Genomic DNA, 12518 nt, shown 5'->3' with positions numbered 1-12518 from the left:
CGCCTTGCGGCGGGCGGCGAGCCGGTCGCGGTTGCAGGGGCCGTTGCCGGCGAGCACCTGCTTGAATTCGTCCCAGTCGATCTCCCCATACTCCCAGTGACCGGTCGCCTCGTTGTAGCTGAGGTCCGCATCAGGCAGCGTCAGGCCGAGGTAGTACGCCTGCGGCACCGTGGCATCGACGAACTTCTGGCGCAGCTCGTCGTTGGAGAAGCGCTTGATCTTCCACTTGGTCGAGGTGTCGCTGTGCTGGCTCGCCTGGTCCGGCGGGCCGAACATCATCAGGCACGGCCACCACCAGCGGTTCAGCGCATCCTGCGCCATCGCCTTCTGCTCAGCCGAGCCCTTGGCGAGCGTCAGCATGATCTCGTAGCCCTGGCGCTGGTGGAACGATTCCTCCTTGCAGACGCGGATCATCGCGCGCGCATAGGGGCCGTAGGAGCAGCGACACAGCGGGATCTGGTTCATGATCGCGGCGCCGTCGACCAGCCAGCCGATGGCGCCGATATCCGCCCAGGTCAGCGTCGGGTAGTTGAAGATCGACGAGTACTTCGCCTTGCCGCTCAGCATCTGATCGACCAGCTCTTCGCGCGACGAGCCGAGCGTCTCGGCGGCGGCGTAGAGATAGAGGCCGTGACCGCATTCGTCCTGCACCTTGGCGAGCAGCGCCGCCTTGCGGCGCAGCGTCGGGGCGCGGGTGATCCAGTTGCCTTCCGGCAGCATGCCGACGATTTCGGAATGAGCATGCTGCGAGATCTGCCGGGTCAGCGTCTTGCGATACGCGGCCGGCATCCAGTCGTTGGATTCGATGCGCTGCTCGGCGTCGATGCGCTGCTGGAACCGCGCGGCGCGGCCGGTGTCCTCGAGGTTGCGGTCCTCGGTCTCGGTGATGTTGAGCGCCTGCGTGTACATGGCTGACCTCGACGTTTCCTCTGCCCGAGCCTGCAGCCCGGCCTTGTTGGAAATATAATTGACCAATTGGACGGTCAATGCAAGTGTCGGAACCGCATCATTGGCAGCACGGACCAGCACGCCGCGCTGCCACAGGTTTGCCTCAAGGAATTTGTCCGCCATGGCTCGCACGCGAGCGACCGATTACGATCAGAAACGCCTCGGCATCCTGGCGCGTTCCGCGAAACTGTTCGCCGAGCACGGCTACACCGGCACCTCGATCACCATGATCGCCGACGCCTGCGGCGTCTCCAAGGCGCTGATGTATCACTACTACCGTTCCAAGGACGCGGTGCTGTTCGATTTGCTGGCCGATCACCTGCAGCATCTCGTCAGCGTCGTTGAAGAAGCAGCGCAGCACGCCGAACCCGCCGAGCGATTGTTCGCGATCTCGGCGGCGCTGCTCGAAGCCTATCGCGGCGCCGATGCCGAGCATCAGGTGCAGATCTCCAGCCTGAAACTGCTGCCGGCGGAGCAGCAGGACGAACTCAAGGCACTGGAGCGCCGGCTGGTGGTGCTGATGTCCGACGCGATCGCCGCGGCGATCCCGGCGGCCGCCGCCAAGCCGCAACTGCTCAAGCCGCTGACGATGTCGCTGTTCGGCATGCTGAACTGGCACTATCTGTGGTTCCGCGAAGGCAAGGGCTTGTCGCGCGAAGCCTATGCGCAGATGGCAACGATGCTGATGATCGCCGGCGCGGAGCAGGCGATCGCGGCAGTGGATGGCGCGGCCGAGAAGCCGGCAAAGGCGGCTCGGAAGAAGAGCGAAGCGCGCATCGCCCTGGCGCGGCGGGCGTGAGGTCCATCGGCAGCGCGGCGGCAAACCGTCCAACCTCCGCAAGTACAAACTACGCGTTCGTCATTCCGGGGCGCTGACGAAGTCAGCGAGCCCGGAATGACTCGCGGAGAGGTTTGCGCCGAGCGAACAAGCCTGAGCCCGCGGCAAGACGCGTCGATCGCGTCGGCTCAGGCTCTGGTAGCAGCCCAAAAAATAGGCCCGCGTGAGCGGGCCTGAGAACGTCGGGGACCTTCAGTCAGCGTCGGCTCACGCCGACTTGCTGAAGGTCTTGGACAGGTTGTCCTGCGCCGACTTGGCGGCGTCGGCGGCGAACTTGCCGAAATACTCGCTGGCCGACTTGGCGCGAGCTACCAGCACTTCGCCGTGCGAGCGAATCAGATCCGACTGGATCTGCACCGCTTCGTTGATCGACTTCGCCGACGCGAGCTTGTCGATGCCGGTGAAGAACGCCTGGGTGTCGTGGTGGATCGCCTGCTGAATGCTACGGGTGATCCGCCCGGCTTCGTTGACCGAATTGGCGACCGCTTCTTCGATCGTCGCGGTGAGCTTCTCGGAGCCGGCGTGCAGGTCGGCAGCCTTTTCCTTGGCGGTGCCGGCGGCGCGCTTGACGAAGTCGCGGGTCGCTTCCGGAACTTCCAGATTCTGGAAATTCTTGAATGCGTCGGTCACCGGCGCGAAGGCCTGCTTGACCTGATCGAACGCGGCCTCGTGGCTCTCGGTATGGGTATCAGTCATCGGGTGTGTCCATCCTCTTGTGAGCTATGGTCCTGCCCCGTCCGGGATCGGCCCGGGGCAATCCCAATATGACATCGAACATGTTGCATTGCAATATAATTGCTGCGACGCAACAATGACGATCGGCCTAAGCCTTTGATTTACATCATCAGACTTTTGGCTGAGGCATCGGCATCCCAAGGGATGAGGATTAGCGCGCCGTCGAGACTCACTTCGTCCTGGACGGCTTGCCGCCGGGCGCTCCGGCCGCGCCGTCTCCGACCGCGGCCACCAGCCGGTCGAGCTTGGCCTCGATCGCCGCCAGGCGGGCCTCGAAATCGTCCATCTGGGCGCGAGTCGGAAGGTTGAGGCCGGCCAGATAGTGCTCCACCATTGCGCCGAACTGCTTCTGCGCCTCCGCCGTGGCGCCGCTCACCTGCCCGACCGCCTTGGCGATCTCGGGCGAGGCCATCGCCTGATTGGCCAGTGTGGTGAAACCCTTGCTCATCTCGCCGAGCATGGCTTGCCACGCCGCAGCCGGGTCGTTGTCCTTGTCGGCCATTGTGTCCTCCTGCCATCTATATCGGCATGCCGTGGACGCTCGCTTAGCGCCCGGCGGGCGTATAGGCCAGCGCGAACGGACCGCGGCGCTCGAACGGACGGAAGCGGCCTTCGGGCTGCGCCAGCCGGTCGGCGATCGCCCACAGCACCGCGGCGTTCACGGTCAGGCCGATATGGCTCGCCAGAACGACTTCGATATTCTCGGCGGTCGGCGACGGTCGCAACCTAGAAGTTCGCCAGTTCACGATGCCGTCGGTGCGCGAATAGATCGAACTGGTCGGCACCGGCATGTCGCCGGCCAGCGCCTGCAGATCCTCCGGCCGGGCGCCACCGAGTTCCTCGCCCGACAGCTTCTCGTACACTCGCCGCGCACGGGTGGCGGTGATGTCGCCGGAGAACGGGCTGCCGAGTGTCACGATGCCGCGGATCGTCTCGGGTGCATACAACGCGAGGTCGCGCGCATAGATGCCACCGAGGCTCCAGCCGACCAGACTGACCTTGCGGCCGGTCGCGGCATGCACGGCGGCAAGCCGCCGGCGCACCCGGTCGCGCATCCGATAGACGCCGCCGAGATTGCGGCCGAGCTCCCAGGCGAACGCCTGATAGCCGAGATAGCGTAGGTAGCGCCGCAGCGGGGCCGTCGACAGATCGCTCGCCAGCAGGCCCGGCAGCACCAGCACCGGATGGCCGTCGCCCTTCGCCGCCTGCATCAGCAGCGGCGACAGCAACACGCTGGCATTGAACTCGACGACGCTGCGCGCCTCGGCCAGCAGCAGCGCGAGGTTCGGCGGACGTAAGCGATCGTGAGCGTTCGCACGGTCGTCAGCCGACATGCAGCCTCCTTGCGGCTCCTTACTTCTTGTCCTTCGGCAGCGTGCTGCCGAGGCCCGCCATGGTCACGAACATGTCCTGAAAACGCTCGGCGATCTTCGGATCGAAGGTGAACCAGCTCTGCATCAGCGCTTCCGGCGAGACCTTCTCGATGTTCGACATCATCTGCTGCTGCAGCTTGTCCATCACCGCGTTCTGCATCGGCTGCACGTTTGGCAGGCCGAAAAAGGCCCGCGCTTCATCAGGGGTGCAATCGATCTCGACGTTGACTTTCATGGCCGCTCCAGACTTTGGCAGGAGGGCGTGTCAGCGCTGCGAATTGTTGTCCGCTGCGACGATACGCCCGAAGGACGTCCCAGCGACGCCCCGCGGAGCATCCTGAACGCGCGCAGTATCGCCGCGACTCCCGGGGCGATGCAAGCAATCCGAGGCGTGGCCCGCGAGCCTCAACCGAAACGTTCGAGCGCAAACGGCTTGGGATCTGCGAACGGCTCCGCGCCCGTCATCATGTCGGCGAGCAGCCGCCCCGTCACCGGGCCGAGCGTCAGGCCGTGATGCTGATGGCCGAAGTCGAACCACAGCCCCTCGTGGCGCGGCGCCTTGCCGATCACCGGCAGCATGTCGGGCAGGCACGGCCGCGCGCCCATCCACGGCTGCTGTTCGATGGCGTCGCCGAGCGGAAACAGATCGCGCGCCAGCGCACGCGCGCGCGTCACTTGTACCGGTGTCGGCGGCGCGTCGCGGCGCGCGAACTCCGCGCCGGTGGTCAGGCGGATGCCGCGATTCATCGGCGCCAGCAAGTAGCCGCGATCGGCGTCGAGCACCGGATGCTGCAGCACCGCGTTGCCGCGCGGCGCGAAATGCTGGTGATAACCGCGCTTGACGCCCAGCGGGATGCGATAGCCGAGCGGCTTGAACACCAGATCGGACCACGGCCCGAGCGTCACCACGACCTCGCGCGCCGAAACGACGCCGTCGTCGGTGGTGATGCGCCAGCCGCCGGCCTGCTGATGCAGCGTATGGGCATCGCCGCGCAGAAAGCGTCCGCCCTTGCGGGCGAACAGCGCCGCATAGGCTTTCACCAGCGCACCGGGATCGGGAATGAAGCCGGGCTCGAGCCAATGGATCGCGCCGGCAAAACGTCCCATCAGGTTCGGCTCGCGGGCGGCGATCGCCGCATCGTCCAGCACGTCGGCGGTGACGCCGAAGCGCTTGACGCCGTCGAGTTCGGCGACGCTCTTGCCGAACGACTGCTCGGTGCGGAACAGCTTGATCCAGCCGGTCTTGCGCAGCAACTCAGGCACGCCCGCCTCGGCGATGAGCGCCTCGTGCTCGGCGAGGCTTTGCCGTATCAGCGGCAACGCCGCCTTGGCGATGCGCGCGGCCGACTCCGGCGAAGACGCCATAAAATAGCGCACCAGCCACGGAAGGAATTCGGGCAGACCGGACAGATGGTAGTGCACGTCGGCCGAGCGGTTGAGTGCGTAGCGCAGCAGATGGCCGAGATCGCGCGGAAACAGATAGGGCTGCACCGAGGCGACCTCGATCAGCCCTGCATTGCCGTAGCTGGTCTCGTCGCCGGCCGCGGCGTTGCGATCGACCAGCACCACGTCGCGGCCACGCTGCTGCAGATGCAACGCCGCGCTGACGCCGACCATGCCGGCCCCAAGCACCAGAACATCAGTCTCGTGTTTCATGCTGCATCAGCTAAGCAGACCGGTGCGATTCCGCAAACAGCCGAGATTCCCCGAGGCGGCAAATTCGCATACGTGCGACCATCGACCCCGGTTCGATGCGGGACATGCAGCCACAAGGTTGCAAGCGGCCCGGGCTTGCCGCAATCGCGTTACGTCAGACGAAAGCTTGTTCGGCCAGCATAAGCCGAACTACCGCAAGCCGATAAGACGTGACAATCGATCGCATGACGCGACGGCGTCATTGCGAAGAGATACCCGGATCGGCGCATCGCGCCGTCCGAGTACAGGCTCCGACACGAAACAATCAAGCTCCGTGCAAGGAGTCTTTGGATTGCTTCGCTCGCCAAGACGGACGAGACCGCCGCTCTAACCCTTCTTGGGCTCGTCTCAGGTGGGCTTGAGCGATGGTGAGGCGTGCTCCATTTCGTAGTCTTCGATCTGCTTGGCGCGATCGGACTCCATCGCGGCACGATGGTCGGTGCCGATCGCCACATAGACCGCGGGCAGCACGAACAGGGTGAACAGTGTGCCGATCATCATGCCGGAGACGACCACGAGGCCGATCGAGAACCGGCTGGCGGCGCCGGCGCCCGACGCGGTGAGCAGCGGCAGCAGGCCGGTGACCATCGCGGCCGTGGTCATCAGGATCGGCCGCAGCCGGACCCGCGCCGCCTGCTCGATCGCGGTGCGCTTGTCGAGCGCCTCCTTGATCTGCAGTTCGCGGGCGAACTCGACCATCAGGATGCCGTGCTTAGAGATCAGCCCGACCAGCGTCAGCAGACCGACCTGGGTGTAGATGTTGATCGTCGCCACGCCGAAGAACAGCGGGATCAGCGCGCCGCAGATCGCCATCGGCACCGTGATCATGATCACCAGCGGATCGCGCAAGCTCTCGAACTGCGCGGCCAGCACCAGGAAGATGATGATCAGCGCGAAGCCGAAGGTGATGGCGAGCTGATTGCCCTCCTGCACGTATTGCCGCGCGTCGGCCAGATAGTCGTGGCCGAACCCGGTCGGCAGGTTCTTCGCCTGCTTCTCGAGGAAGTCCACGGCCTGACCGACGGTGACGCCCGGCATCGGCACCGCCTGGAAGGTAGCGGAGTTGAGCTGGTTGTAGTGCGACAGCGCGTTCGGATCGGTGGCGGTCTCGATCGACACCAGGGTCGACAGAGGGATCTGCTGGCCGGACGCGCTCGCCACATAGTAGCCGTCGAGCGACTGCGGCGTCAGCCGGTCGATGCGCGGCACCTGCGGAATCACCTGATACGACCGGCCTTCCAGGTTGAAGCGGTTGACGTAGTTGCCGCCGAGCAGAGTCGCCAGCGTCGAGCCGAGGCGCTGCATGTTGACGCCGAGGTCGCTCGCCTTGGTGCGATCGATCGTCACGCGGACCACCGGCTGGTTGAAGTCGAGGTCGCTGTCGCTGACGATGAACAGGCCGCTCTTGCGCGCCGCATCCTTGAGCTTGACCATCTCCTCATAGACCGCGCGGAAACCGGCGGTGGAGTTGATCACCATCTGGATCGGCAGGCCGCCCGGCCCGCCCGGCAGCGGCGGCAGGTTGAAGGCGAAGGCGTTGACGCCCTCGATCTTGCTGAGCTCGGCCTGCACCAGCGGCTTGAGCTGCATCGCGGTCCGCTTGCGCTCGTCCCACGGCTTCAGCAGCATGCCGGCGATGCCGTTGTTCGGCCCGCTGGTGCCGTTGAGGATGAAGCGAAGGTCCGTTTCGGGGAACTTGGCATAGGCCGCGTCGAGCTTTTCGCCGTAGAAATTGGCGTAGTCGATGTTGGCGTATTTCGGGCCCTTGGTCACCGCGAACACGATGCCCTGGTCCTCTTCGGGCGCCAGCTCCTTCGAGGTGTTCATGTACATGAAACCGACGAGCCCGAGGATGACCACGGCGAACAGCGCGGTGATCGGCCGATAGTCGAGCGACCGGTCGAGCTGACGGCCGTACCAACGAGTGACTGCGCCGAACACCGAGTCGACCTTGCGGGCGAACCAGCCCTGGCTCTCCTGATGCTTGAGCAGCACCGAGCACATCATCGGCGACAGCGTCAGCGCGATGACGCCGGAGACGATCACCGAGCCGGCGAGCGTGAAGGCAAATTCGCGGAACAGTGCACCGGTGAGACCGCCGAGGAAGCCGATCGGAGCGTACACCGCCGCCAGCGTGATGGTCATCGAGATCACCGGCCCGACGATCTCGCGGGCGCCGATCAGCGAGGCCTGGACCGGACTCTTGCCCTCCTCCAGATGTCGATGGATGTTCTCCACCACCACGATGGCGTCGTCGACCACGAGACCGATCGCCAGCACCATCGCCAGCAGCGTCAACAGATTGATCGAGAAGCCGAGCGCCAGCATCGCGGTGCAGACGCCGATCAGCGACAGCGGGATCGTCACCACCGGAATGATCACGGAGCGCAGCGAGGCGAGGAACAGGAAGATCACCACGATGACGATGCCCACCGCCTCGATCAGCGTCTTCTCCACCTCGTCGATCGACGAGCGGATGAACTTGGTCGAGTCGTAGGCGACCTTCATGGTCATCGACGGCGGCAGGTTGCGCTCGATCTCGGGGAACAGTGCGCGGACGCCGGTGACGATGTTGAGCGGGTTGCCCTGCGGCGTCGCCTGAACGCCGATGAAGATCGCGCGCTCGCCGGAGAACGCCACGCTGCTATCGGTGCTCTGCGCGGCGAGTTCGACCGTGGCGACGTCCTCCATGCGCACGAAGCCGCCGCCCTGCGCCTTGACGATCATCCGTTTGAACTGATCGACGTTCTGCAGGTCGGTGTTGGTGGTGATGTTGGAAACCGTCAGATAGCCCTTGGTCTGACCCGCGGCCGCCTGGAAGTTGTTAGCCGCGATGGCGGCCGAGATGTCGGACGCCGCCACCCCGCGGCCGGCCATCCGCACCGGATCGAGCCAGATCCGCATCGCGAAGGTCTGGCCGCCAAGAATGTCGGCCGACGCCACGCCATCGACCGTCGACAGCACCGGCTGCACCACGCGCGTCAGATAGTCGGAGATCGCCGACCCGGACAACTCGTTACTGGCGAAGCCGATATACATCACGGCCGTGGTCTGGCCGGTGGATTTGACGATCACCGGATCGTTGGCTTCCTTCGGGATCAGGTACTTGACCGAATTGACCTTGGCGAGCACCTCGGTGAGAGCCTGATTGGGATCGAAGTTCAGTTTGACGTAGACCGTGATCAGGCTCTGGCCCTGGGTCGAGGCCGAGGTGATGTAGTCGACGCCTTCGGCCGAGGCCACCGCCTGCTCGAGCGGCGTGGTGATGAAGCCCTGCATCAGGTCCGGCGACGCACCCGGATAGGTGGTGGTGATGGTCACCACGGTGTTGGAGAGCTTCGGATACTGCCGGATCGGCAGCGTCATCGCCGCGCGGAAGCCGATCAGCAGGATCAGCATGCTGACCACGAGCGACAGCACCGGCCGCTTGATGAAGATATCGGTGATGACCATCCGGACGCTCCGTGGCGCACTCCTCGCGCGCGACGCGCTGCGACAGTGCGGTTGATCAGTGGATCCCGGACGGCGCCGATCGCCGGCCGGACCTGTTCATGCGGGCGGCAGCGCGCTTGAGGCGCCGCCTGCCCTTGGCTCAGTAGCGCGGCGGCGTCGCGGGGGTGGGCGGCAGCGGATCCTTCGAGATCGCCACCGCGGCACCCGACTGCAGCTTCAGCTGGCCGACGGCGACGACGCGATCGCCCGGCTTGACGCCGCTGAGGATCACCGCACGGCCGCCGATCCGCTCGCCGGTGCGGACGAAGGTGCGCACCGCGGTGAGGTTGGTCTTGTCGTCCTGCGCCTTCTCCTCGTGGATCAGGTACACGGAGTCGCCGTACAGCGTGTAGTCGACAGCGGTCTCCGGCACGGTGATCACCGCCGGCTTGTCCGGCAGCACCACCGTGGTGGTGGCAAACATGCCCGGCTTCAGCACGTGCCCCGGATTGTCCAGCGTGGCCTGCACCCTGATGTTGCGGGTGTCCGCCGAGATCTGCGGCTCGATGGTGGTGATCTTGCCGTCGAACTGGCGGTTCGGGTAGGCGTCGACCTTGATCCGCACCGCCTGACCGACCTTCAGCGTGCCGGAGTCCTTCTCGGTCACGGTGAAGTTGGCGTAGATCTGTGCCAGGTTGGTCAGCGTGACGATCTGTGTCCCGGCGGTCAAATACTGACCGACCTCGACATGGCGGACACCGAGCACGCCGTCGAACGGCGCGCGCACCAGCTTCTGCGAAATGATCGCCTCGGTCTTGGCGATACCGGCATTGGCCTGGTCAAACGCGGCCTGCGCCTGGTCGACCGTCGCCTGCGGGCCGAACTGCCGCGCGGCGAGCTGCTTGGCGCGATCGAGCGACAGCTCGGCGACCTTGGCCTGGGCCTTGTAGTTGGCGAGGTCGCCCTGATCGGGTGCGTCGTAGAGCTGAACCAGCGGCGCGCCCTTGTCGACCTCCGAGCCAGCCTCGAACATGATCGAGGTGATGCGGCCCGACACGTCGGAGGTGACGTTGACCTGATGCACGGCGGCGAGATCGCCGACCGCGGTCAGCAGATTGGGCACCACTTCGGACTTCGCCTCGGCGACCGACACCGTGATCGGCGGCGGTTTGTTGTTGGCGAAGAACTGCGCGATCATGTGGTTGCGGAAGGCGTTGAAGCCGACGATTCCGCCGACCAGCAGCGCCAGAAGCAAGCCAACGATGATGAACCAGCGGATCGTGCGCGCCGGGCGCGGGCGCGGCTTTTCAGGGGCCGACCGCGCCGAGGGCGGGGTGTCTGTGGCAACCGTCATCTTGTGCACTCTCTGTCGTTTTCTGCGCGCGCAGGACCGGGCGAGAACTCGCGATCCAGATGCGTGGCAATTACGGCTTCGTTCAGTCCAATACCACGTAAAATGTATTCACACGTCTGGCGCTCGAAATCCGGAGCGCCTCCATAGGTCAGGCTGGGGAGCTCGGGCAAGCGGGCCAGCGCCACCATCAGCACCGTCTGGTGGGCGAGCCAAAACAAATTCATCGGATCGGTCCCGACCCGGGCAGCGTCTCCCGCCGCCACCGCGCGATCCAGCGAAGCGGCGAACTGCGGCCCCATCAGGCTTTCAGCCTTTTCGAACAGCAGCCGGGCGAATTCACCATCCTCGAGTTGGCTGGTGATCAACAGCCGCAGCCGCTGCGCATCCTCCTGGTCCGGCTGATCCGAAACATGCAGGAAATGTGCGACGAGATTTCGAACCAGCACAACCAACGTCTCGGTCGACGCCGGCAGACCGAGCAAATCGGCCAGCTCCGGGTCGGCATCGCATTCCTGGGCGAGAATCTCGGCGTACAGCGCCGATTTGCTCGCAAAGTGCTTGAACAGCAACCCTTCCGAGATCGATGCGGCAGCCGCGACGCTCTTGGTCGTGGTCCCGGCAAAGCCGTTTCGGGCAAAACATCGCTTGGCTGCGCCGAGGATCAGCTCCCGGCGCAAATCTCGCGTCATTCGCAATGAGTTCATTTTTGTGAGTAGGCACTCACCGACCAGATTGTCAATCGGTTCGCTGGTGATGCACCGGATCGTGAGCGCTGAAATGGCCTGAGCGTGGCAATTTGGCCAGCCATTCCGAACCTCCAGCGTCAAGGCCGCCCGCGCAGTCGGCCGCAATCGGGGCAAACTGGTATCCCCTTCGGGAGCTAAACCCTCTACAAGGGGGAAAAACGAGACGCCCATGGAAACGACCCCAAGCGAACTGGCGACGGCGTTCGAGATCGAACGACTGACTCCCGAGTTCTACGCCGATCCCTACCCGACCTATCGGGCGCTACGCGCCCACCAGCCGGTCAAGCGGCTGCGCAATGGCGGCTATTTCCTCACCCGCTACGACGATCTGGTCGCGGTCTACAAGAACACTACGCTGTTCTCGTCCGACAAGCAGCGCGAATTCGCGCCGAAATACGGCGCCTCGCTGCTGTTCGAGCATCACACCACCAGCCTGGTGTTCAACGATCCGCCGTCGCACACGCGGGTCCGGCGGTTGATTATGGGGGCGCTGTCGCCGCGAGCGATCGCCGGCATGGAGCCCGATCTGATCGCGCTGGTCGACCGGCTGCTGGACACGATGGCGGCAAAGAACGACGTCGACCTGATCGAGGATTTCGCCGCCGCGATCCCGATCGAGGTGATCGGCAATCTGCTCGGCGTGCCACATGGCGAGCGCGGTCCGCTGCGCGACTGGTCGCTGGCGATCCTCGGGGCGCTGGAGCCGGTGGTCAGCCCCGAAGCTTTCGCGCGGGGTAACGACGCGGTGCGCGACTTCCTCGCCTATCTCGAGACGCTGATCGCCGACCGCCGCGCCGCTCCCGGCGATCCTGAGCGCGACGTGCTGACGCGGCTGATCGAGGGTGATGGTAGCGGCGAGCAGCTGTCGTCCAAGGAGCTGCTGCATAATTGCATCTTCCTGCTCAACGCTGGCCACGAGACCACCACCAACCTGATCGGCAACGGGCTGGTGGCGCTCGACGCCCACCCCCGCGAAAAACAGCGGCTGATCGCCGATCCCGGGCTGACCCGGACCGCGGTCGAGGAAATCCTGCGCTACGAGAGCTCCAACCAGCTCGGCAACCGCATCACCACCGCCGAGACCACGATCGGCGGCGTGGCGATGCCGGCCAACACCTCGCTGACGCTGTGCATCGGCGCCGCCAATCGCGATCCGGCGCAGTTTCCAGATCCGGAGCGGTTCGATGTCGGACGAACCCCGAACCGGCATCTCGCCTTCGCGACCGGACCGCATCAATGCGCCGGCATGGCGCTGGCTCGGCTCGAAGGCGCGATCGCGCTGCGCCGCTTCCTCGCACGTTTCCCGGGCTACGGGATCAGCCGTCCCCCGGCGCGCGGAGGCCGGGCGCGGTTTCGCGGGTTTCTGCGGGTGCCGTGCCGGCTCGCGGCCTGACCGG

At 65.3% G+C, this 12518-nt stretch carries 11 protein-coding genes; 2 read left to right on the top strand and 9 right to left on the bottom strand.

The annotated features are described in order from the left end of the window. Positions 1-909: 1,2-phenylacetyl-CoA epoxidase subunit PaaA (paaA, locus tag IP86_RS24520; protein ID WP_054165056.1), on the bottom strand; the 909-nt coding region annotated here is incomplete at its 3' end. Between the two features lie 160 nt (positions 910-1069). Here paaA and IP86_RS24515 point away from each other — a divergent pair. Further along, on the top strand, positions 1070-1747 hold the full coding sequence (locus tag IP86_RS24515; RefSeq protein WP_054165049.1) for a TetR/AcrR family transcriptional regulator: 678 nt from the start codon (positions 1070-1072) through the stop codon (positions 1745-1747). 246 nt (positions 1748-1993) lie between these two features. Here IP86_RS24515 and IP86_RS24510 read toward each other — a convergent pair whose 3' ends face one another. From IP86_RS24510 to IP86_RS24475, 8 genes are all read right to left on the bottom strand, one after another. Then, positions 1994-2482, bottom strand: a complete 489-nt coding sequence (locus IP86_RS24510; protein WP_054165048.1) for a phasin family protein — start codon at positions 2480-2482, stop codon at positions 1994-1996. Positions 2483-2690: 208 nt separating this feature from the next. Further along, a complete protein-coding gene (locus tag IP86_RS24505) occupies positions 2691-3023 on the bottom strand; it encodes a poly(R)-hydroxyalkanoic acid synthase subunit PhaE (protein ID WP_054165047.1) in 333 nt (110 codons plus the stop codon). Between the two features lie 43 nt (positions 3024-3066). Further along, positions 3067-3855, bottom strand: coding sequence for an esterase/lipase family protein (locus IP86_RS24500; protein WP_054165046.1), 789 nt, complete (start codon positions 3853-3855; stop codon positions 3067-3069). Between the two features lie 19 nt (positions 3856-3874). After that, positions 3875-4129, bottom strand: coding sequence for a DUF6489 family protein (locus IP86_RS24495; RefSeq protein WP_054165045.1), 255 nt, complete (start codon positions 4127-4129; stop codon positions 3875-3877). A gap of 170 nt (positions 4130-4299) precedes the next feature. Continuing rightward, positions 4300-5550 carry an FAD-dependent oxidoreductase gene (locus IP86_RS24490; RefSeq protein WP_054165044.1) on the bottom strand — a complete coding sequence of 417 codons (1251 nt, stop codon included), beginning with the start codon at positions 5548-5550 and terminating at the stop codon, positions 4300-4302. A 387-nt stretch (positions 5551-5937) separates the two neighbouring features. Continuing rightward, on the bottom strand, positions 5938-9042 hold the full coding sequence (locus tag IP86_RS24485; protein ID WP_054165043.1) for a MexW/MexI family multidrug efflux RND transporter permease subunit: 3105 nt from the start codon (positions 9040-9042) through the stop codon (positions 5938-5940). A 139-nt stretch (positions 9043-9181) separates the two neighbouring features. Next, positions 9182-10375, bottom strand: a complete 1194-nt coding sequence (locus IP86_RS24480; RefSeq protein ID WP_054165055.1) for an efflux RND transporter periplasmic adaptor subunit — start codon at positions 10373-10375, stop codon at positions 9182-9184. Further along, positions 10372-11079 carry a TetR/AcrR family transcriptional regulator gene (locus IP86_RS24475; protein ID WP_054165054.1) on the bottom strand — a complete coding sequence of 236 codons (708 nt, stop codon included), beginning with the start codon at positions 11077-11079 and terminating at the stop codon, positions 10372-10374. The genes IP86_RS24480 and IP86_RS24475 overlap by 4 nt, the downstream gene beginning before the upstream one ends. A 211-nt stretch (positions 11080-11290) precedes the next feature. On the opposite strand from IP86_RS24475, the gene IP86_RS24470 reads away from it, so the two are divergent. Further along, on the top strand, positions 11291-12514 hold the full coding sequence (locus tag IP86_RS24470; RefSeq protein ID WP_054165042.1) for a cytochrome P450: 1224 nt from the start codon (positions 11291-11293) through the stop codon (positions 12512-12514). Positions 12515-12518 lie beyond the last annotated feature (4 nt).

The organism is Rhodopseudomonas sp. AAP120 (assembly GCF_001295845.1).
Lineage (GTDB): Bacteria > Pseudomonadota > Alphaproteobacteria > Rhizobiales > Xanthobacteraceae > Rhodopseudomonas.
The sequence above is the reverse complement of the archived record's forward strand: the minus strand, read 5'-3'. Positions and strand labels throughout refer to the sequence as shown.